The sequence below is a fragment of the Chamaesiphon minutus PCC 6605 genome, assembly GCF_000317145.1.
In the GTDB taxonomy this organism is placed as follows: domain Bacteria; phylum Cyanobacteriota; class Cyanobacteriia; order Cyanobacteriales; family Chamaesiphonaceae; genus Chamaesiphon; species Chamaesiphon minutus.
Window position 1 is genome coordinate 5670179 of sequence record NC_019697.1, and the last position, 20962, is coordinate 5691140.

20 protein-coding genes are annotated in these 20962 nt (G+C 46.7%); 12 read left to right on the plus strand and 8 right to left on the minus strand.

What is annotated here, in order from left to right; all coding sequences use genetic code 11:
• Positions 1-90 precede the first annotated feature (90 nt).
• Together CHA6605_RS25905 and CHA6605_RS32080 are read right to left on the minus strand one after the other, a co-directional pair.
• Positions 91-753: a molybdenum cofactor guanylyltransferase gene (locus CHA6605_RS25905; protein WP_015162334.1), complete on the minus strand. Its 663-nt coding sequence runs from the start codon at positions 751-753 to the stop codon at positions 91-93.
• Positions 754-757: 4 nt separating this feature from the next.
• On the minus strand, positions 758-1252 hold the full coding sequence (locus CHA6605_RS32080; RefSeq protein WP_015162335.1) for a hypothetical protein: 495 nt from the start codon (positions 1250-1252) through the stop codon (positions 758-760).
• A gap of 244 nt (positions 1253-1496) precedes the next feature.
• Here CHA6605_RS32080 and CHA6605_RS33260 point away from each other — a divergent pair, with 244 nt between their 5' ends.
• Complete coding sequence (locus CHA6605_RS33260) at positions 1497-1829, plus strand: hypothetical protein (protein ID WP_015162336.1); 333 nt, start codon at positions 1497-1499, stop codon at positions 1827-1829.
• 77 nt (positions 1830-1906) lie between these two features.
• Here CHA6605_RS33260 and CHA6605_RS25920 read toward each other — a convergent pair whose 3' ends face one another.
• Positions 1907-2656, minus strand: coding sequence for a creatininase family protein (locus CHA6605_RS25920; protein ID WP_015162337.1), 750 nt, complete (start codon positions 2654-2656; stop codon positions 1907-1909).
• Positions 2657-2942: 286 nt separating this feature from the next.
• Between CHA6605_RS25920 and CHA6605_RS25925 the strand changes: the two genes are divergently transcribed.
• The 8 genes from CHA6605_RS25925 (at position 2943) to malQ (ending at position 12725) form a co-directional block, all read left to right on the plus strand.
• Entirely contained in the window at positions 2943-3698 is a 756-nt protein-coding gene (locus tag CHA6605_RS25925) for a winged helix-turn-helix domain-containing protein (protein WP_041550004.1), read from the plus strand.
• A gap of 189 nt (positions 3699-3887) precedes the next feature.
• Positions 3888-5297 (plus strand): FAD-dependent oxidoreductase, encoded by a 1410-nt coding sequence (locus CHA6605_RS25930; protein WP_015162339.1) that lies wholly within the window; start codon positions 3888-3890, stop codon positions 5295-5297.
• 168 nt (positions 5298-5465) lie between these two features.
• A complete protein-coding gene (locus CHA6605_RS25935; protein ID WP_015162340.1) occupies positions 5466-6443 on the plus strand; it encodes a YHYH protein in 978 nt (325 codons plus the stop codon).
• Positions 6444-6667: 224 nt separating this feature from the next.
• Complete coding sequence (gene nadA, locus CHA6605_RS25940) at positions 6668-7630, plus strand: quinolinate synthase NadA (RefSeq protein ID WP_015162341.1); 963 nt, start codon at positions 6668-6670, stop codon at positions 7628-7630.
• Positions 7631-7861: 231 nt separating this feature from the next.
• Positions 7862-8299, plus strand: coding sequence for a hypothetical protein (locus CHA6605_RS25945; protein ID WP_015162342.1), 438 nt, complete (start codon positions 7862-7864; stop codon positions 8297-8299).
• A gap of 377 nt (positions 8300-8676) precedes the next feature.
• Positions 8677-9003, plus strand: coding sequence for a hypothetical protein (locus CHA6605_RS25950; RefSeq protein WP_015162343.1), 327 nt, complete (start codon positions 8677-8679; stop codon positions 9001-9003).
• A 425-nt stretch (positions 9004-9428) separates the two neighbouring features.
• Complete coding sequence (gene trpB / locus CHA6605_RS25955) at positions 9429-10673, plus strand: tryptophan synthase subunit beta (protein WP_015162344.1); 1245 nt, start codon at positions 9429-9431, stop codon at positions 10671-10673.
• Between the two features lie 555 nt (positions 10674-11228).
• On the plus strand, positions 11229-12725 hold the full coding sequence (gene malQ / locus CHA6605_RS25960; protein ID WP_015162345.1) for a 4-alpha-glucanotransferase: 1497 nt from the start codon (positions 11229-11231) through the stop codon (positions 12723-12725).
• 16 nt (positions 12726-12741) lie between these two features.
• Here the strand turns inward: malQ and CHA6605_RS25965 are convergent, their stop codons facing one another.
• Complete coding sequence (locus CHA6605_RS25965) at positions 12742-13296, minus strand: GNAT family N-acetyltransferase (RefSeq protein WP_015162346.1); 555 nt, start codon at positions 13294-13296, stop codon at positions 12742-12744.
• 148 nt (positions 13297-13444) lie between these two features.
• Here CHA6605_RS25965 and accC point away from each other — a divergent pair, with 148 nt between their 5' ends.
• Both accC and CHA6605_RS25975 read left to right on the plus strand, forming a co-directional pair.
• On the plus strand, positions 13445-14800 hold the full coding sequence (gene accC, locus CHA6605_RS25970) for an acetyl-CoA carboxylase biotin carboxylase subunit (protein ID WP_015162347.1): 1356 nt from the start codon (positions 13445-13447) through the stop codon (positions 14798-14800).
• Positions 14801-14984: 184 nt separating this feature from the next.
• Positions 14985-15383, plus strand: a complete 399-nt coding sequence (locus tag CHA6605_RS25975) for a GxxExxY protein (RefSeq protein ID WP_015162348.1) — start codon at positions 14985-14987, stop codon at positions 15381-15383.
• Positions 15384-15515: 132 nt separating this feature from the next.
• Here CHA6605_RS25975 and CHA6605_RS25980 read toward each other — a convergent pair whose 3' ends face one another.
• Together CHA6605_RS25980 and CHA6605_RS25985 are read right to left on the minus strand one after the other, a co-directional pair.
• Entirely contained in the window at positions 15516-16175 is a 660-nt protein-coding gene (locus tag CHA6605_RS25980) for a glycoside hydrolase family 24 protein (RefSeq protein WP_015162350.1), read from the minus strand.
• A 126-nt stretch (positions 16176-16301) separates the two neighbouring features.
• Positions 16302-16958: an SDR family oxidoreductase gene (locus tag CHA6605_RS25985; RefSeq protein WP_015162351.1), complete on the minus strand. Its 657-nt coding sequence runs from the start codon at positions 16956-16958 to the stop codon at positions 16302-16304.
• Positions 16959-17280: 322 nt separating this feature from the next.
• Here CHA6605_RS25985 and CHA6605_RS25990 point away from each other — a divergent pair, with 322 nt between their 5' ends.
• The gene (locus tag CHA6605_RS25990) at positions 17281-17928 is read left to right on the plus strand and encodes a DUF1997 domain-containing protein (RefSeq protein ID WP_015162352.1); all 648 of its coding nucleotides are present in this window, start codon (positions 17281-17283) and stop codon (positions 17926-17928) included.
• Positions 17929-18093: 165 nt separating this feature from the next.
• Here the strand turns inward: CHA6605_RS25990 and CHA6605_RS25995 are convergent, their stop codons facing one another.
• Together CHA6605_RS25995 and CHA6605_RS26000 are read right to left on the minus strand one after the other, a co-directional pair.
• Positions 18094-19359 (minus strand): hypothetical protein, encoded by a 1266-nt coding sequence (locus tag CHA6605_RS25995; protein ID WP_015162353.1) that lies wholly within the window; start codon positions 19357-19359, stop codon positions 18094-18096.
• A gap of 314 nt (positions 19360-19673) precedes the next feature.
• On the minus strand, positions 19674-20930 hold the full coding sequence (locus CHA6605_RS26000; RefSeq protein WP_015162354.1) for an FGGY-family carbohydrate kinase: 1257 nt from the start codon (positions 20928-20930) through the stop codon (positions 19674-19676).
• Positions 20931-20962: the final 32 nt, after the last annotated feature.

Genomic DNA, 20962 nt, shown 5'->3' on the forward strand with positions numbered 1-20962 from the left:
GGATTTTGGATTTTGGATTGGGGATTTATGGGGTAAGTAGGTTTTAAGGTAATTATCTTCGATCGTCAGAGTGTTGACGCAATCGATCTACTATTTTAGATCGATAACATCTGCATCGGCTATTGATTTGGAGCGGGCTGTGACGATCTCGTCCAATTCGGCTGGGGTATTGCAGTTGACCAAGCAACTCGGATCGGTAACTGCTAATTCGGTAACTGGATTCAGTTTCAGCCAACCTTGAAAAGATTGTCCGCCAGATTGAATGTACTCGATCGCGCTGTGGTAGCAAGTCTGACGATAAAAGCCGCATAATGGCTCCCAACCCTTATGATGCTTGGGTAAATACGCAATACTTTGTGCCGGAACGGAGTACAATCCGTCAATCCAGGATTGGATGATGGGAGTCGATAAGTTAGGCAAATCGCAGGCGAGTAGCAGCACCCACGTCGAATCGATCTCGGTTAATGCTTGGGTAAAGGCGCACAGAGGGCCGCGATGCGGCGATCTTTCGGGGATGAAGCGGCAAGTTGGCGGTAGCAACGGTTGGTAGGTTTGCCCCCAGGGTGTGACGATGTAAACCGCCGCTGCTAGTCGATCGCCCAAGAGATCTCGACAATCAGCAACCGCATTATGAATGCGAAGAAGCAAGGGGATGCCATCTATTTCCAAGATCGCTTTATCGCGACCCATCCGCGAACTTCGTCCGCCAGCCAGAATGATTGCCGATAAAGATCGATCGTCTACAATTGGCAAAAGTTTAGTATCCTCTTGGGAGCTTAGAGGTGGGAGCGGGTTGAGGTAAGTAATGACTGGGCAAAGCTTTGGCCGGACGTTGTGGTGCAATGGGGATAAAGACAATTCGCTCCGGATTGGGAGCAACTAAACCGCTAGCGGGTTCCTCGGCCTTTTTAGCCATTTCCTGCTTGAGATTTTCATTCATCACCGTTTGCTGGCGTTCCTGAAGCTGGAGCCGCCGCAACTGTCCGTGTTGACTTTTCCACGAGTCCTGGGTGTAGACAGTATATCCATAGCCGAGCGCACTCAGCCCCAAGACACTACAAAATACAACTAGCGCGCCCCGCTGCATGGCGAGCAGATATGTCAGCCAAAGGGGCACCGCATTCCGGTCGGGTAATGGTCTGACTCGGTGCTGTTGTGGCAAATCTTTCGCTTTGACTACATGGGATCTCACCGATGGACGCGTTGAGGCAGACAACAGATCTTCATGCTGAGGTTTAGTGCGTTGATACATACAAAGGTTGTCAGCTATTAATTAGGTAAATGCAGGGTAAGTTTAGATCTCGATCGAGATTTGACTTGGCGATCGCTCCCGATCGGCGGCATGGCCGTATCATATTTAGTTGCTAAAATATGGAGGCAATCGGCACGATCTCGCTAGTTTTTGTATGCCAAATATCCTAGCATTTTTCGGTCGATCGATATCGCCAATCGATCGTTCCCAAACATCGAACCCACCAAGATCTCAACTTTGCATAATGCGATCGAAACTTATCATTCAATCGGCTCAAATCGCGTTCTTGACGATCGGCTGCTGGCAAATTATCAACCCCGTTTATGCCGATAGTCTCCCGCCAGATAACGATATTCCCGAAGAAGTCCTCAGAGGGGAAATTATTACCGAAGCTCGATCGCCAATCGATGGCAAAGCTTTATCGGCTGTCGAATTTGCCGAATTAGTCGTCACAACCAGACAACAAATCGAGCGCGACAACGCCGCAGTTGCCGCGAATAGTCCCAAATTGAAAGAGACATTATTTTTACTCCGGTTGCGCGGCTTTTTGCGATCGATCGGAGTGCCGATTAAGTAGGGGTGGATGGGTGGATCGGTAATAGGGAAGTTAAAAGACGCTTGTCTCCAGATTTACTACTTACTATTCACTATCCACTATTCACTAACTAAAAACTCCAAATAACCAGCCGTAAGATCCTTGACGGCAAGATCGAAAAATTGCTTGCCATGTTCGGGGGTGGCGAGGCTGGGATCGGAACCCATTCTGCCGTCTGGATAGCGGCGGCGAAAATCTTCAGCACCGAGAATTTTGCGTTCTTGAGAAAGATTGCCCTCATCTAATGGGGTGGATTTAATCGTTTCGGGGTAGATATATTGAGTCAGCGCGACCTCGGAAGGAGTGGCGTGAGAACCTTCGCGATCGCCATATAATTCCTTCGCCAGACGATATACGCTCCCAGACATAAACCAATTAGCAGTTTGACATTCAACACGATCGGCATTGGGAATATTGAGATCGGCTAAATGAGCGTAGGTTTCAGAATAAGCGGCTTTGAGCGTGGCGATATTACCGCCATGTCCGTTAATAAAGAAAAACTTCGTAAATCCCGATCGCGCCAAACAGGTAATATAGTCGCGAATGACGAGGATCATCGTACTAGGGCGCAAAGAAATCGTCCCTGGAAAGCCCGTATGGTGTAACGCCATCCCGACATTTATCGTCGGTGCGACGAGGGCTTGTGCCGCCTTACCGACAGCTTCAGCGACGGCTTCGGCACAAATCGCATCCGTCCCGATCGCTCCTGTCGGGCCGTGTTGTTCGGTCGAACCGATCGGTATAATAATCCCAGTCGATTGCTGAAGATAAGTTTCAACTTCTGTCCATGTACTTAAGTGTAAACGCATAACGATCGATAATGCGCCAGCGGCGAGATTCTTCGCGCCAACGGCCAGAGGGGATATAAATATTTTAGGTGGTTTATCGATGCGATCGGTAGCGATCTACTTACTGCTAATGTTCGGCAATTGTTACTCTCTGCTGCGAATCGAAAATTTTCACGAGGCACTCACCTTAAAGCGGTATTATGGAAGAGTTGCGCTCGTCTGGTCTCGATCGAATAGCCAGCAAAAAGTTATTTACCCCCGATTTTGTAAACCGATCGATTGTTTCCTTTCTTCAGTACCTGTGATCATGCTCGCACTAAACATGTCGAATCATGCTACTGTTCCGCAACTTGGCACTGTCACCAATCGGATTTTAGTAGTAGAAGATGAAGAGTCAATTAGAGAATTGCTCGTATTAGGTTTAGAAGAGGAGGGTTTTGAAGTAGTTGGTGTCGCTGACGGCCACACAGCTTTAGCAAAATGTCAAGCGTCAGATCCTCAATCTCAGGATTTTCCGTTCGATTTGATTATCCTCGATTTGATGTTGCCCAAAGTTAGCGGACTAGATTTGTGTAGGTTCCTCCGTTATCAAGGCAATCACGTCCCTATTTTAATCGTCAGTGCCAAAATCACCGAAACAGATCGAGTATTAGGTCTGGAAGTTGGTGCTGATGACTACATTAGCAAACCTTTTAGTATGCGAGAGTTAATAGCGCGTTGTCGCGCGCTGCTCCGTCGCCATCGACTGAACGTAGCTGCGGATACGCCTGCACTCCAGTTTCAAGACATTACACTCTATCCCGATGAATATCGCGTTGTCGTGCGCGGGGAGGGTGTCAACCTCTCGCCCAGAGAGTTTCGACTGCTGGAACTATTCATCCAAAATCCCCGTCGAGTGTGGGCGCGAGAACAATTACTCGATCGAGTCTGGGGCATAGACTTCATCGGCGATCGCAAAACAGTTGATGTCCACATCCGCTGGCTGCGAGAAAAACTCGAAATCGACCCCAGTCAACCGCAATATATTACTACCGTTCGCGGTTTTGGTTATCGGTTTGGGTAGGCTTTAGGTTTTAGGCTTTAGGTTTTAGGTTTTAGGTTTTAGGTTTTAGGCTTTAGGTTTTAGGTTTTAGGCTTGAGGGGAAAGGGAAAATAAACCACATTACCCATCCACCCATCCACCCACCCACCCTGTTGCTGAGCGAAGTCGAAGCATCCACCCATCCACCCATCCACCCATCCATCTATCCACTTGCCTGTAGAATACGACCTAGTAATTATCGGTGCAACAGAAGCAGCTCGGGCAGCGGCGATCGAGGCGATCGGATTGCGGGCGCGGGTTGCGTTGGTGTTGCCTGACACCGATCTTCACCCTCAGCGCGATTTCTATCCCTATGCTTTGGCGCAGATTGCCACACAGCATCGAAGAGATCGCGGACGGATGCAGTCGCTGACTAGCTACCCCTGGAAGTACGCTCATTTGGCGATCGATCGACTCGAAGAACGATCTAGTCCCGCGCTACTAGCGGCGATGGGTGTCGATACGATCGTGGGGATGGGCGAATTTAGTCGTCGTCCGCAATTGGCATATAATGTCGGTACCCGATCGTTGCGGGCGAAGGCATATCTGGTGGCGACGGGATCTGTGGCTCATTACTCGCTAATTCCTGGAATTCAAGCCACAGGCTATCTGACAATCGATCGGTTGCCGAGTTTAGTCGATGGCGATATTCCGCTCAAATGGGCAATTATCGGCGCGGAAGCAATCGGGATCGAATTGGCTCAGACGCTAGCCAAATTGGGTGCTCAGGTGACACTAATCGTCGAAACAGAGCAGATTTTACCCCATGAAGATTCCGAGCTTGCTAATTTAATTCAGGCGCAATTAGAAGCTGATGGTGTCAAAATTTATCTAGAAACGCTCGTTACCAATGTCAGTCAAGAAGACGGTATTAAAGTAATCACGACTGGTGACGATTCGATCTTCGTTAATGAGATTTTTCTCGCTTTACCAGAACGACCCTTTTTAGAGCCAGTTAATACAACGCCGAGCGGAATCGATTATACCGATAAAGGGATCTCGGTCGATAATAAATTGCAAACATCCTACCGCCAGATTTATGCTTGCGGTAGTGTATGTGGCAACGTATTAGGCGGCTATCACTCACAAGCTCTCGATCGATACGAAGCAAAAGTAGCCGTGAGAAATGCCCTGACTCGGCGCAAAACAAAAGTCAATTTTAAGAGCTACAATAATTTACCTTGGGCGGTCTACACCGATCCTCCAATGGCACGGGTAGGGATGACAATTGGTGCGGCAATAAGTAGCAATCGTCACGATCTGACTATTCTCAAACAGTATTTTAAAAATAGCAATCGCGCAATCTTAGAAAATATCACTAGTGGATATTTTCAAATTATCGTTACTCAAAAAGGACTAATTTTAGGTGCAGAAATTGTCGGTCAAAATGCACCAGAATTAATTCAAATTTTAACTTTAGCCATTCAACAAAAACTCAAAATTGCCGATCTGGTAACCTTACCTTATCTGTCGCCAAGTTATACAGAATTCATTTATCAGACCGCCCAAGAGTGGCATTCTCAACAGCGAGAGCGAGACTCTAGACTGAGTTGGATCGATCGATTGCTGTGGTGGAGATAACCGCTCTCCTACATTGATGACGATAAATCTCAGATGGAATCTATAGGTTTTAAGCTTGTTGCGACACGATCGTTACAAAAATATAATAGTAGTGATGCTTAATCTATCGTGTTGGCATTGTTTAATAAAACATAGCACGATCGACGTCTGTGAGTCAGAGTCTAAGCCATGAGATATTTTTGGAAGATTGGTAATCAAAAATTTAACATTCGCCGCACGATCTTCGCCTGTATATTTGCGATCGTGCTGACGATAACGACTTTTGGCTGGTCGTCGGCTACTGCATACAAACCTTCAACGGCAGTCGATTTTCATCGGATTCCCATCGGCGATGGGCGTATTTCCACCCAACCCCAAATAGGATTTCTGTGGTCGTGCCGGACAGAGTTTAGGGGGCCGCGACGGCACGGCGCACATGCTAGCGGCAATTGGATCGATCGCAACAAAACCTACGATATCACCACCAAGCCAACTGTTAATGGCAACGTTTATTGGCCTGGTGACTTTGAAATGGCCATCAAAGATCGTTCTCGCCAAATCGTCAGCAATCGACTCCCTCAAGATCCGACAGGTATTTTTCCAATTTCACCCGATGATGATGCCTATGCTTTCGATCGCAATCCTAACTCGATTCGATCGGCCAGAGCGACGCTTAATTTACCAGCCAACCCCCAACTAGCCGAAACCCCTTCCTGCGTACCGATGGGTCAAGTTGGCATTCTCCTTAATGGCGGGTACTTATTTAATGCGCTCGATGCTAACGGCAAAGATGCCCTTGCCCATGAAATCCAGGATAGCTGTCAGGGACATCCCGAACATCGTGGTACGTATCATTATCACAGCATTACCACCTGCTTGGACAAGCGCGATCCTGGCAACGGACACTCGGCATTATTGGGCTACGCACTCGATGGCTTTGGTATCTACGGTCATCGTCTCGACGGCGGCAGATTGGCCACCAATAGCGATTTAGATGTCTGCCACGGACACACTCATGAGGTTGACTGGGATGGCAAAAAGACCAAACTCTATCACTACCACGCTACCTGGGAATATCCGTACACGATCGGCTGCTATCGCGGTACGCCTGTAAAAGTGGCACGACCCCGCAGACCAGAATCAGCTCGGGGAGAGGCTAGGCTTTAGGTGTTAGGCTTTAGTCTTTATGCAGAAGGCTTGAGATCTTGTGGAACAGTACCCATTGTCTCGAAGAAAAGCGCGCCGCATCACCGTCGGGAAACCCGACGTTGGCGTAGCCACTTCGTAGGAGTTACGCGAATCGCGACCCATTATCCATCTACTTGGCATTTTGGTAAAATCTACTATAATTGAAATAGATCGACCAAAATACCTCCAAACTAACCACTCAAATGTTTGTCACTGCACGTCCAACTGCTAATCTAGATCGAATCCCCGTTGATGTTGTAGCGGCAATTCAAGAATTAAAACAATCGCTAAATGCTGTCATTCTGGCGCATTATTATCAAGATTCCGAAATTCAAGATGTAGCGGACTTTATTGGGGATTCGCTCGAACTATCGCGGAGAGCGGCCAGTACCGATGCCGATGTTATCGTATTTGCTGGCGTTCATTTTATGGCTGAGACTGCCAAAATTTTGAACCCAAATAAATTAGTTTTATTACCAGACTTAGCAGCCGGATGTTCGCTGGCTGATAGTTGTCCGCCCGATAAGTTTGCTGTATTTAAGGCACAGTATCCCGACCATATTGTTATTTCTTACATCAACTGTACGGCAGAAATTAAAGCTCTGAGCGATATTATCTGTACCAGTTCTAACGCGGTTAAAATTGTCAAGCAGATTCCGCCAGAACAGGGTATTATTTTCGCACCCGATCGCAATCTCGGTCGCTATGTAATGCAACAAGCAGAGCGAGAGATGGTGCTATGGCAAGGTAGTTGCATGGTACACGAGACTTTTTCGGAGAAGAAGTTGGTGCAGTTAAAAGTTAACTATCCTAATGTCGAAATTATCGCTCATCCAGAATGCGAAGAGGCGGTATTGCAACATGCTGATTTTATCGGTTCGACGAGTGCATTGTTAAAATACATAGCTCAAAGTCAGGGAAATCAATTTATTATTGCGACTGAGCCAGGAATCATTCACCAAATGCAAAAAGCTCAACCCCAAAAAGAGTTCATTCCTGCACCACCGATGAATAATTGTGCGTGTAATGAGTGTCCGCACATGCGCTTAAATACATTAGAGAAGTTGTATTTGGCAATGAAGACTCGATCGCCTGAAATTACAATGCCTGAAGATATCAGGTTAGCGGCTTTACGTCCGATGCAACGGATGTTAGAAATGAGCTGAGTTAGAGATTATTAGCGATACCAGCAATCCGACATCCGACTTCTATCGAGAAGTCGGTTTTCTTGTTTGTAATATCGATCGAGAAATTGAACTTCAGACGTTAAAAAAATACTTTTAGCCCATAACTTTAGTCACGATTATTATCTTTTTTAGACCATTACTTCCGGTAGACAAAAATAAATAAAAAGCATTACCTTAGCTCGAAGATCGGAGCGAGGAGATCGAGATAAAGTGATAGCAATCGAGAACGAATCGATTTTCAAACTACTCTTTCCCGAATCACCCTTAGTCAAGGAGCGGTATTTATACATGTTGAAATTTACATCTTTAGCACTCGGTTTACTTACGGCAATCTCGATCGTACCCTCGGCTCAAGCTTTACCTATTTCTGGAACTCCAGTTATCGTCACGCAGACATACAGAGGAGATCGAACTCCTGTTGTGGTAAACGTCACTCACCCAACATATCGAGGCTCTAAATATTATCGCGGTTGGGAAACAGATCGTCGTCGTCAAATAGAACTTATTCGCCAACGGGAAGCAAGAGCGCGCTGGGAAGCACGACACTCTCGCTATAGACACGATCGTAATCGTTACTCTACCGAGCGTTATATCGACTACCGCCGCGATAATAACTCTTATGGCGATCGACGCGACTATCGCTACTAATTAATCTACCGCGACCGAACATATCGATCGACAGGGCAATCTAATTCAGATTGCCCTTTTTTACTTTTTACGATTGGATAAAGTCGAGTTAGTTGGCGATCGATTTTAGGAAAATCGTAGTATAATTAGCTTCATGAAGTAAAATATTTGCCATCCAGTCTCTGTATTTCAAGCTCGATCGAACACCATGACTATAGTCACGCTTTTGGCCAAATCGATGATGACTTTGGATAGGTACAAACAGCCTAAAAGTAGGACTTTAGTTGGACGATCTGCTTGTATAATCGAGATATATTTAAATTAATCTACTTACTGGTTCGATATTCAGCCTGTTACTTTGACGAAAAGTTTTTACGTCACTATAGGATGATTTGTATATGTCAAAACTTACCTCATTAGCAATCGGCTTACTTAGCGCAATTGCAATCTTGCCCGCATCCGAAGCGATGGCGGCGAGTAGCAATTCTTCTTCAGCTAGCCCAGAACCAGCCGGAAATCTGCAAGCTCAAGTTATTTTCAAGGTCGGCCCTCAATACCACGATCGTGGCTATGGCCGTGGCTACTATTCAAATTGGGAATACGATCGCTATCGTCGTCGCTTAGAATGGGCGCGCGAGCGTGAAGCGCGTGCTCGGTGGCGGGAGCGGTTCTATCGCGAGCGTTACTACCGTCATTACGATCGTGGCTACCGCTACTATAGATAAACTCGCACCATCGATCGCGAGCCTCCCCGAAAAGCGCGTATTTACTAAACGCCAGAGAGCGATAGATGCACCAGTCGGCGGCTGAAATAGTCAAAATTGCGATAGTTAATAGTGCCACCGCGTCTGAATGTGAATAATTTATTTTGGAGGACGACCTAAACTTAGATCGTCCTCTTTTCGATTGTGGATAGGGACGAGCGAGCGACGGTATAATAATTTATCTAGTAGCTGTCGATTCTCCTTCACAGAGGCTACGCTAACGACTCGATCGCGAGCCGCGCTCATCTACACGGTAAAAGTGTTGCGCTGCAAGAATTTGTCAGCCATCCGCTCTCCAACATTTCGCCACCGCTACAACTCAAGATCGCTAACTTCACGACTGACATTCATTCGTGAAGCCACCCAAAATCCAAAATCCAAAATCCATGACCCAAACACCCCTCTCACCCAACCAAAATCGTCAGTTACCGCTTCAACAGCCAGACAATCTCGGTCGGTTTGGCAAGTTTGGGGGGAAATACGTGCCCGAAACGCTAATGCCTGCACTGCTAGAGTTTGAGGCCGAGTACTATCGCCACACCAAAGATCCCGAATTTCATCGGCAGCTCAACGAACTACTCCGCGACTATGTAGGCCGACCCAGCCCCCTCTATTTTGCCGAACGATTGACAGAGCGTTACGCTCGTCCCGATGGCACTGGTGCTCAGATTTACCTCAAGCGTGAAGATCTAAATCATACGGGTGCCCACAAGATTAACAATGCCTTGGCACAAGTCCTGCTCGCCAAACGGATGGGCAAACAACGGGTGATTGCCGAAACTGGTGCTGGTCAACATGGCGTGGCAACTGCAACTGTCTGCGCGCGGTTTGGGTTAGATTGCGTTATCTTCATGGGCGTGGAAGATATGAAACGCCAAGAACTAAACGTATTTCGGATGCAACTACTCGGTGCTGAGGTTCGTCCGGTAGCCGCTGGCACTGGCACGCTCAAAGACGCCACATCCGAAGCGATTCGGGATTGGGTGACAAATGTAGAAACGACACATTATATCCTCGGATCTGTTGCTGGCCCTCATCCTTATCCGATGATCGTTCGCGATTTTCATGCAATTATCGGTGTGGAAACTCGCGCTCAAGCAATGGAAAAATGGGGCGGTTTGCCAGATATCCTGCTGGCTTGTATCGGTGGCGGTTCTAATGCGATGGGACTGTTTCACGAGTTCGTTAAAGAACCAACAGTGCGCCTGATTGGCATCGAAGCCGCTGGCGAAGGTGTAGACACTGACAAGCACGCCGCAACTCTTACCAAAGGTCGTCCGGGAGTTTTACATGGCGCGATGAGTTATCTATTGCAAGATACCGACGGACAAGTCACCGAAGCACATTCGATCAGTGCTGGATTAGACTATCCTGGGGTAGGGCCAGAACATAGCTATCTCAAAGATTTGGGACGTGCTGAGTACTATAGCGTCACTGATGCTCAAGCTCTGGTTGCTTTTGAACTATTGTCTAAGCTAGAGGGAATTATACCTGCTCTAGAAACATCCCACGCGATCGCGTACCTCGAAACTCTCTGCCCTCAACTCACTGGTAGTCCCAAGATTGTCATTAATTGTTCGGGACGCGGTGATAAGGACGTGCAGACGGTGGCGAAAGTGCTGAAGTTTTAGGCTTTAGGCTTTCTCACACCTTGTACCAGTTCAAGTATACTATTTTTAAACAGCGGAAATGAGGGTACCGTTTCTTTCTCCCAGTCTCCGAGTCTCCTAAAATAGTGTAGACCCAGGGTACCCACAAGCGACGCAGCTCCCTTCGGGAAGGCTCCGCCAACGAACGGGAGGTTGTGTGCGTCAGCGGCTCGCAGCCGGGAGGTTGTCTTGATGCAATTGTATGGGCGGGAAACCCGCCCACATTGCACCGCTCCCGACCATGGAAGCGCACCAAGCAGCGAGACAATACAAGACAGGGGCACCCCTATGCAATTAATCTGTAGGGGTGATCCTTGTGGGTACCCGACTATCTCTACTAAGCACTAGTCTTTCCGTATTGGTGCAAGATGGGAGTTTAGGTATTAGGCTTTAGGGCGTATAGATATTACTACTACTCGAAATTAAACTTGAGAGTACGAGTTGTTCTGTCGATCGATTGCCATAATATCTACAAGCCATCCTCAACCCTAAACTAATACCTGTTTTTCCTAAAGCCTAATACCTAACACCTTCTTTATGACTCGCTCCAGCGGAATTTTGCTCCATCCCACCTCACTACCTAGTCCATTCGGGATTGGCGACTTAGGTGAAGATGCTTATACGTTTATCGATTTTTTGCACGATGCCAAACAGAAATATTGGCAGATTCTACCATTAGGGCCGACGGGATATGGTAATTCTCCATACATGTGTTATTCAGCGATCGCGGGCAATCCGTTGCTGATTAGTCCAGTTAAACTCTTAAAGGATGAATTACTGACTCCTACAGATCTAGCAAACTTACCGACATTTCCTACCCATAAAGTTGATTTTCCACTCGCGATCGAGACTAAAACTAAGCTATTTCATATCGCTTTCGAGCGATTTATGACCATAGCAGATAATGAGCAAAAAACTAATTTTGATAACTTTTGTCACAGTCAGATTTATTGGTTGGATGATTACGCCTTATTTATGGCAGTGCGAGAAGCACATGGCGATAAGAGCTGGCATCAATGGGAACCAGATTTAGTCAAGCGCGAACCAATCGCCTTAATTCATTGGCAAAATCAACTCAAACATCAAGTTTGCTATCATAAATTTATTCAATTCAAATTCTTTGAACAGTGGTCGGCATTGCGACAATATGCCCACGAACACGAAGTCGAAATCATCGGCGATATTCCGATTTATGTCGCTCACGATAGCGCAGATGTCTGGGCGAATCAAGAATTTTTTGAACTCGACCCTGAAACCAGCGAACCCGCACTAATGGCTGGCGTACCGCCCGATTACTTTAGCGAAACCGGACAATTGTGGGGCAATCCCGTCTACCATTGGGAGAATTTAGCACATACGCAATTTAACTGGTGGATTCAAAGATTTGAATCATTATTGAAATTAGTCGATGTGATTCGCGTCGATCACTTTCGGGGTTTTCAAGCTTTTTGGGCAGTCGAACAGGGCGAAACTACAGCAATGAATGGCCGCTGGATCAAAGCTCCCGGCGCAGAATTATTTGCCACCATCCAACACAAATGGGGACGGTTGCCAATTTTAGCTGAAGACTTAGGTGTAATTACGCCTGACGTCGAAGCTTTGCGCGACCAGTTTGGATTTCCAGGCATGAAAATCATCCAATTTGCTTTTGGTTCGGATAATGGTAATCCGTTTTTACCATTCAATCACGGACGCAATTTTGTAGTCTATACAGGTACCCACGATAACGATACCACCGTCGGTTGGTTTGAGAAATTAGAAGGTCGCGAACGCGATCGATTCTTGCTATATACTGGTGGCATTTGTAAGGAAGGAGTTCACTGGGACACGATCCGGTTGGCGATGACTTCTGTTGCAAATATCGCGATTTTTCCGCTCCAGGACGTGTTGGGTTTAGGCGGTAATGCGCGGATGAATTTCCCTGGTTCTGCGGAAGGAAATTGGGAATGGCGATACGATCCAGCAGTTATTAACGAGCCACTAGCATTACGGTTGAAAAATTTAACCTTAATCTGCGGTCGCTGTAGCAATTAAATTGGATCTTCAAAATTTAACGATCGCCATGTTCGGAAAATTCTTTGAACATCTTAACGACAGGCAGAGTATGGTTGTTTGGTAGCGAAATTTCAAATCGATCGATCGTCCGATAGCCAAACTTGCAATACAATTGTTCGCCAGCTAACGTCGCCACAATCTCGATCGATTGAAATCCAGCAGCCAATGCCGCCAGCTCGCTCTGTCTGATTATTTTACTACCGATGCCTTTGCGCGCCCATGCTGGATGCACAAAAAATGCGCGCAGCTTGGCAGCATCAAAGCTAGGATTGAGTAGCCCTTCCTCTAAATCTGTCTCGATCGGATCTCCACCGTAAGCATTGGCTCGTCTACTCCAGCCGCCACAGCCGACAATCTGACTGGCACTCTGGGCAACAAAATAGGTTTTATCTTTAATTAATTGACGATCGACATTAAACATGGTGCCCAAGGCTCCGTCAATTTGTGCTGGAGTATAGTAGCTGGCTTGCAACGAGATCGCCGATTCGGGAATTAAGCTTAGAAGCTGGGGAATATCTGCTAGAGAAGCTAGGCGAATATTTACGTCCATTATGGTTAGCGATTAGAGATTCGATCGATCCTAGCTTTGCAAAGGATGAAATGATAACAGGCTCACCACTTTGTATATACTGAGTCATGAGCCTGAAAATAAAATCTGTCACCATCCCCATCTCTGAAAGTTAGGAATTCGTATTAAAATGTCTTTCTCTAAAATCTTAATTGCCAATCGGGGCGAAATCGCTCTGAGAATTATTCGTACCTGTGGCGAGATGGGGATTGGTACAGTTGCTGTGCATTCAACGATCGATCGCAAGGCTCTCCACGTTCAACTGGCTGACGAAGCCGTGTGTATCGGCGAACCGATTGGAAGTAAAAGCTATCTGAATATCCCGAATATTATCTCGGCGGCTTTGACTCGCAATGCGACAGCCATTCATCCAGGCTATGGATTTCTGGCTGAGAACGCCCGATTTGCCGAAATCTGTGCCGATCATCATCTCACTTTTATCGGCCCTTCTCCAGCCGCCATGCGGGCGATGGGAGACAAATCTACCGCCAAGGAAACAATGAAACGCGTGGGCGTACCGACGGTACCTGGTAGCGATGGACTCCTCGCCGATGCCGATGAAGCTCTCAAAATTGCAGGTAAAATCGGCTATCCCGTCATGCTCAAAGCCACCGCTGGCGGCGGCGGACGTGGGATGCGACTGGTACACGAAGAGGCGGACTTAGTGCGGTTATATCATGCCGCTCAGGGCGAAGCTGAAGCCGCATTTGGTAACGGCGGCGTCTATGTCGAGAAATTTATCGAATGTCCGCGTCATATCGAGTTTCAAATCCTCGCCGATAACTATGGTAATGTCATCCATCTGGGCGAACGCGATTGCTCGATCCAACGCCGCCATCAAAAATTACTAGAAGAAGCTCCCAGCCCAGCATTAACGCCCGAATTGCGTCAAAAAATGGGCGCAGCCGCGATCGCTGCTGCCAAATCGATCGATTATGCTGGAGTCGGCACGGTAGAATTCTTGCTCGACAAACACGGCGATTTCTACTTTATGGAAATGAACACCCGCATCCAAGTCGAACATCCCGTGACTGAGGCGATTACCGGACTAGATTTGATCGCCGAGCAGATCCGAGTCGCTCAAGGGGAAAAGCTCTCCCTAACTCAGGAACAAGTCGTATTGAAAGGGCACTCGATCGAATGTCGCGTCAATGCCGAAGATCCCAACCACAATTTCCGACCATCCCCAGGTAGAATCACTGGTTATTTAGCACCAGGTGGCCCAGGAGTGCGGGTAGATTCTCATGTGTATACCGATTACGAAATTCCCCCATTTTACGACTCCCTGATTGGCAAATTAATCGTCTGGGGTGTCGACCGAGACATGGCAATTCGGCGGATGCGGCGGGCGTTGCGCGAATATGCAATTACTGGCGTCCCCACTACGATCGATTTTCATCAACGCATTCTCGAACATCCAGGCTTTATTAAGGGTGAAGTTTATACTAACTTTGTGGAGCAAATGATGTCTAAGGAAGGACTATGATTTACTATGATTGAGATGATTTACTATGATTGAGTTGTTGGCACGAGTGAAGACGGTGATGATATTCTGTGATTGATTTGTTTTTGCTAGTGATGATTGGCTTTAATTTGAGATGATTGAGATGATGGACTACGATCTAAGTTGTTTGAGCGATCGAGGATGTTTACGATCGATCTGATAATGTATGAGTGAAATTGTTAATCAGGAGTCATCCTATAAGCACTCGGATCTTACTGGCAAGATTATTGGCTGTGCAATGGAAGTGCATGGCTATATAGGCAATGGTTTTCAGGAAGTAATTTATCAACGTGCCCTAGCTCTGGAAATGCAGGAGCGAGGACTGAGTTTTCAGCGCGAGTATCGAATGCAGATCTACTATAAAGGCGTGCATATTGGCACTAGGCGAGTCGATTTTTTTGTGGAGGGTAAGGTGATGTTAGAACTCAAAGCTGTTAGTCAGCTAGAAGATGTTCACCTAGCTCAAGCAATTAACTATTTGGAAGCCTCAGGCATAGAAATTGGGTTACTGATTAACTTTGGCAGTCGTAGTTTGCAGTTCAAGCGAGTAATGAAGCCCAAATGATAATTGGACTAGATCTAGTGATTAGTTCGATCGCTATCTTCCATCAAACGATCGGCTTCATCAAAATAAATCATCACTGCCTTCACTCGTGCCAACAACTCAATCATAGTAAATCATCTCAATCATAGTTAATCATAGTCCCGATTCCTCCTTCACTAACCTCTGATAAATACCCGCCAATTTAGGCGTGATGCTATTAGTTTCAATCCCATAACCCAAGCTCGTCCAGGTGCTAGACAACCGCTTTCTAACCTCCTCCAACTTGCCATCTTTTAATAACTGCGGAATATTCATATTCCAGGCACTTTCGTCGCTGAGCCAAGCGTGAACTACTGCATCTTGATACTCTGGCTCGAAACTATAAGTACACTGAAAAAAGAAGAGCAAGCAATCGGGTTGAGGATGATATTTCTTGGCCATTCTAAACCAAGTTGTATTAATCATTTGATAGCGTCCCGCTGCTGTAGAACAATTATTGATATTCGGCCCACTAACGATCCGAATGCACTTTTCGGGATGACGATCGAGAGTTTTGGCATGACTGCCACCATATATTACCGAATAGGGTTGTCGATCGCTGGCTTCGCTAGCGGCAATTGTCCGCATTAAGGCGCGAATGTAGGGGTTGCCACCTTTCATCACCAAGGGTGGATGGCGCGTAGTATCGAAGGTGGGACTTTGGCTCTGACGCCGGGATGGGTGGCGCAATACTAATAGCAACAAGCAGAGCGAAACTAGACAACCGATCGCAATTGCGATCGGTTTAACACGGCTGGGTTTGAGGATATCCATGCAGTATTTGCAGCGGGTAGAGCGGGATCGTGAGGATAGTAACTACCAACTAAAGATAACCGATCGCGAGTAACTCGCGATCGTAGGGATGGCTGTTGCTGGGGTTAATTAATATCCCCTCAATTACTACACGCTGGCGAATAGCTCTTCCCAACTTTTGGCTACTGCTGTAGGCGCGCTGACGACTTCTAAAACTTTATTTCGGGCTTGGGGGTTGGTGAGTGACTCAACGCACACCTGAGCCACCTTTTGTCTGGGTATACTACCATCAAAGAGGGTATCCGCTCCTGACATAATTACAGGGTTAGGATTATCATCATTTTTGAGTCCTCCCGGACGCACGATCGTGTAGTTGAGTCCACTATTTTTGAGATACTGTTCGGCTTGTTGTTTCCACCACAAGATCAACCAAAACAGATTGAGAGGATGGAAAAACTTCGACACGCACAGCGACGAGACAAACACAAACTGCTCGATATTGTGAGATTTGGCGGCGTTTACCAGATTTTTGGTGCCTTCAAAATCGACCTGATACGGACCAGTTGGATCGAAACTGGGTTTGGCTCCAGTGGCACAGAGAATTACCGTACTGTCACCGAGTGCGGTATTGATACTTTCCAGATTGAGAACGTCGCCGACAACCAGTTCAGCCTCCGCTGGTAAAATAGTTCGTGCCGTGGCGAGATCCCGCACCATTGCCCGCACGGGAATCTGCCGACTCACTAACTCCCGCACGATTCTGCGTCCGGTTTCTCCTGTCGCGCCTGCTACAAATGCCTTCATTTCGTTTTGGTTAGAATAAATTTTAGGTTTAGCGGTCTTATCTCTTATGTTAAATATAGAAACAATTAAAAGGGTGTTTTCCGTCAGGAAATTGCAGGCGGTACTAGTCGATCGATAACAGATTTACCGGATATCGACCGACTTGTTTCAGCTCTGAAATTACACTACATTTAAAACAAAAACTTACATTTTCAATTAACTCTTACTTAAATTAATTTAAATTTTCCGGTTTTCAGTAGCTACAGCTTGTAAATAGAACTTATAAGTCATTACATTTTTATCAACACCACACAGTCAGCACATCAACGGGATAAAGCAGGAGATGCCAGTAACAACACTAGAAAAAAACAGCGAAAAACAGAGTTCGATCGTGATGAATCCTGAGTTAGAACAGCGAGATCTGGTGTCCATCGATACGAATCAACTCCAGCCGTTTTGTTTTAGCTATCGGTTTACGGATGCTATGTTGATGGGGGCAGACATTCGGACGGTAGAGACATACTTGGATGCTCACCAGGGCTGGTTTACGCGTTGTGCTCATCCAATGACAGCTAGCCAACTTGGGAAAAATGGTTATGCACTGACGATCGGTAAGTTTAATTCGTTCGGCTATGCCGTCGAACCCAAGATCGGACTGGAATTATTACCGCAGGATAGCGGGGTATATCGCATCAAAACCCTCGCCATCCCTGATTATAATCCGCCAGGTTATGAGGTGAGTTTCAATGCCCAAATGCGGCTGATAGAGGTGGTAAGTGACGAACGATCGAGCACAAAGATCGACTGGGATCTCGACTTGAAAGTGCTCATTCAGTTTCCTAAATTTATTTACAAGTTACCGACAGGTGTCATTCAAGGTACTGGCGATAAACTCCTAAAACAAATTGTCAATCGCGTTTCGCGGCAATTGACTCACAAGGTGCAGCAAGATTTTCATGGGAGTTTTGGTTTACAGATTCCTAAAAAGTAAATCTAGTAATGGTCATTGACACATCGAGGTAGGGGGCAATTTCTGAAATTGCTCCCTACCTCTGTTTTTAACAACATTTGCCAAGTTACGATCGCCGAAAAATAAATAGGGTAAAGTAGATCTTTAAGTTGCAATCGCCAACATTCCCAATCTCATGATGTCAAATTACTCTAACCTTTTAAACTCTTGGGTGAGCACATCATCTTCGGTCGTGTAGATAATATCTCGATCGGTAATTTTATACTGTTTGGCAAACTGTTTGGCATAGTCTAGCTTCTCCAAAATCTGACCCCCTTGGTGCAATAAATTCACTTGTTGATGGCGTAAATTATTGCGCTTGCGGACTTGCCGATCTCGATATTTGACCCACAGATAACGACAGGACGGAATGATAACTAGCCCGACACCATAAACAGCCAAAATCGTCATTGCCAAGCTAATAAAACTACTACTTATCCCTCTGAGCATCAGACCTAAAATGATAATCCCCACTAGGTTAAGCGCGAATAATCCGATCGTCCAGCCAGTTTGTTCGGGAGTAGCTTTAGTAAACTTCCACTTACGTTCGCGCAGCGATTGAGGGACGCGATTATTTAGTCCCGGTTCGTCCTTGAGTGTAGTTTGCAGGTCGGGGAAATGATAGACTAGTTGTCCGGTTGGACTAACTTCGGGAATACCATTAAACTTCGTCAATACTGGCAACATGTAGTCTTCATTGCCAGCATTTTCTGGCAAAAAGGCGCGGCGATCGAATTCCGCACCGATATTATCTAAATAAGGTAAAATTTGTTCGCCGATGGCGACACCTTGCTGGTGGTAGATCAGATTGGCAATATAACGCCAGCGTCGCTGTTCTAAATCGGCATTGGGATTGCCATCTCCAAATAGTACCGAAAATACTGCTTCCAAAAAATTGAGCGGTTTGCGCTGTGTCTTTGCCCGAATCGGTGCCAGACTAGATATATTTTGGTCGATCGAACTATTAGAATTACTAGAACTATTACCGCCCCAATCAAAAATAGCTAAAACACAATTACCATCCCCACAATCGCCACCGCTATCGTTACTAAACAGAGCGGCTAAGGTAATTGCCAAGATCGTCAGATAGACGGCACTAATCGACGTAATTAACAAAATGCCAAACGAAATTTTAACTAAATAAAATCCGATCGTCCACAATCGATCGAGCCAAGCTCTAATTTGAAGTTTTACAGACTTACGGAGCAAGATTTGTCGAAAGTTGGGCGCGAAGACATAAATGACTTCGCCGCTATCGGTGACTTGCAGATGTCCCCCAGTACGATTGGCTAAAGCTAGCAATCCCGAACGCGCCTGTTCGAGATGAATACCCGCCTGAGTTGCAACATCCCCACTAGTTACTCGATAACCGAGCTGTTCCACCGCCGTCATAAGTTGAGGATTGGCATTCATAATATCTCTGGTACGATTCTGAGACTTTTAGGGCTGGAGTTGAGAGTTGATGCCAATAATCTGCAATTTAACGATCGCTCCAGATTAAATACCTCTACTGAAATTCTAGCCAAGTTTCCGCAGGGTTGACACGAGTCTTAACCTCTACCGTCTCTGCTTACTCACAGCTTTCCCCAGTGGCGCACTCCCGCCTTTGTTTCTCGATCGTCTAAGTGCGACAACATAACACAGAAAGACTAAGTACAGCCTCGCTTGTGGGTACCTGGGGTCGAAACTAAGCACTAGTATCGTTAAATTGTTGCAAGATTCCGATCCTACCCCCTTGGTAGCTCTCTTTGCGCCAACAGTGCCGTACCATATGCCGCCTCCTGCTGCGGAGAAATCGAGATCGGTACGGGAATATATCGCTGACGGATCTTTGTCCAGATGGGATTTTGTGCTCCACCGCCAGCAGTATAGATTGCCGTCAGGGGTGTGGCTCCTAATTGGGCTAATAGTTGGTAGCCGCGTGCTTCAATGCTGGCGATCCCTTCTAATAAACCATGCAAAAAATCAACCGCTCGCTCTGGGCGCGGTGTCAGTCGCGGTGCTAAATGAGGATCGTTAATGGGAAAGCGATCGCCTGGAGTTAACAAGGGATAATAATCCAGATTGCTGGAGCGATTGGGATCGATTTCTTGGCTGAGGCTAACCAACTCGGCATCGCTAAAAAAATGCCGTAGTACCGCACCGCCAGTATTTGATGCGCCACCCACCAACCACAGATCCCCTAGGCGGTGACTATAGATCCCAAAGTTGACATCCTCGACGCGCGTCTGGCTCAGGAGTTTGATAACCAATGTCGATCCCAGCGATGTGACGGCAACACCCGGCTCCTCCATGCCGCTAGCGATAAATGCGGCAATACTGTCGGTAGTACCAGCACAGACGATACAATCAGTCGCTAAACCCAACTCTGTGGCAACTTGAGGTAATACCGTCCCAACTGGCATCCCCGGCTTGACTACTTGCGGCAATAACGGGCTGTAGGGCTGCCGTTCTAGCCAATCGGGGTAACGTAAGGCTTCGACATCATAGCCGAGTTTCAGGGCATTGTGATAGTCGCTGATGCCCAATTTGCCATGCAGATGGTAAGCCAACCAATCTGCTTGATGCAAAAAGTAGACCTCTCCAGCAGTCGGCACGATCTCGATCGCCTCGGGTTGTCGCAGCAACCACAATAATTTCGCTAGACTAGAGGTTGCGCTAATAACTGAATGTCCGGCTGGGGCGATCGATTTAACCAGTTCTAATACTGTTTCTCCGCGGCGATCGTGATATAAAATTGGTGCGCCGATCGATCGACCCTCACGATCGCACAATAGTACCGTCGAAGAAGTCCCATCGATCGCAATGCGTTTGACCTGAGATTTAATCGCAATTGGGATGGCCTGAATCATTGCAAATAAAGTCTCTCGCCACCCTTTGCTTAGTAAATCGCTAGTTCCCCGCCAAAGCACATTACGATCAGTATCGATCGCTACTAATCTAGCTCCAGATGTGCCAAAATCTATGCCGAGGGAGACTATCATATTTTTATTTTGTAGCCAGAGTTACATGTTTG

What these genes read in the sequence shown, in the direction of transcription:
- CHA6605_RS25980 (WP_015162350.1), bottom strand. Translation starts at nt 16,175, where the DNA reads ATGGATATCCTCAAACCCAGCCGTGTTAAACCGATCGCAATTGCGATC.
- CHA6605_RS25935 (WP_015162340.1), top strand. Translation starts at nt 5,466, where the DNA reads ATGAGATATTTTTGGAAGATTGGTAATCAAAAATTTAACATTCGCCGC.
- CHA6605_RS25990 (WP_015162352.1), top strand. Translation starts at nt 17,281, where the DNA reads ATGCCAGTAACAACACTAGAAAAAAACAGCGAAAAACAGAGTTCGATC.
- CHA6605_RS32080 (WP_015162335.1), bottom strand. Translation starts at nt 1,252, where the DNA reads ATGTATCAACGCACTAAACCTCAGCATGAAGATCTGTTGTCTGCCTCA.
- nadA (WP_015162341.1), top strand. Translation starts at nt 6,668, where the DNA reads ATGTTTGTCACTGCACGTCCAACTGCTAATCTAGATCGAATCCCCGTT.
- CHA6605_RS25995 (WP_015162353.1), bottom strand. Translation starts at nt 19,359, where the DNA reads ATGAATGCCAATCCTCAACTTATGACGGCGGTGGAACAGCTCGGTTAT.
- CHA6605_RS25985 (WP_015162351.1), bottom strand. Translation starts at nt 16,958, where the DNA reads ATGAAGGCATTTGTAGCAGGCGCGACAGGAGAAACCGGACGCAGAATC.
- CHA6605_RS25920 (WP_015162337.1), bottom strand. Translation starts at nt 2,656, where the DNA reads ATGCGTTTACACTTAAGTACATGGACAGAAGTTGAAACTTATCTTCAG.
- accC (WP_015162347.1), top strand. Translation starts at nt 13,445, where the DNA reads ATGTCTTTCTCTAAAATCTTAATTGCCAATCGGGGCGAAATCGCTCTG.
- CHA6605_RS25975 (WP_015162348.1), top strand. Translation starts at nt 14,985, where the DNA reads ATGAGTGAAATTGTTAATCAGGAGTCATCCTATAAGCACTCGGATCTT.
- trpB (WP_015162344.1), top strand. Translation starts at nt 9,429, where the DNA reads ATGACCCAAACACCCCTCTCACCCAACCAAAATCGTCAGTTACCGCTT.
- malQ (WP_015162345.1), top strand. Translation starts at nt 11,229, where the DNA reads ATGACTCGCTCCAGCGGAATTTTGCTCCATCCCACCTCACTACCTAGT.
- CHA6605_RS25950 (WP_015162343.1), top strand. Translation starts at nt 8,677, where the DNA reads ATGTCAAAACTTACCTCATTAGCAATCGGCTTACTTAGCGCAATTGCA.
- CHA6605_RS25965 (WP_015162346.1), bottom strand. Translation starts at nt 13,296, where the DNA reads ATGGACGTAAATATTCGCCTAGCTTCTCTAGCAGATATTCCCCAGCTT.
- CHA6605_RS25925 (WP_041550004.1), top strand. Translation starts at nt 2,943, where the DNA reads ATGCTCGCACTAAACATGTCGAATCATGCTACTGTTCCGCAACTTGGC.
- CHA6605_RS33260 (WP_015162336.1), top strand. Translation starts at nt 1,497, where the DNA reads ATGCGATCGAAACTTATCATTCAATCGGCTCAAATCGCGTTCTTGACG.
- CHA6605_RS26000 (WP_015162354.1), bottom strand. Translation starts at nt 20,930, where the DNA reads ATGATAGTCTCCCTCGGCATAGATTTTGGCACATCTGGAGCTAGATTA.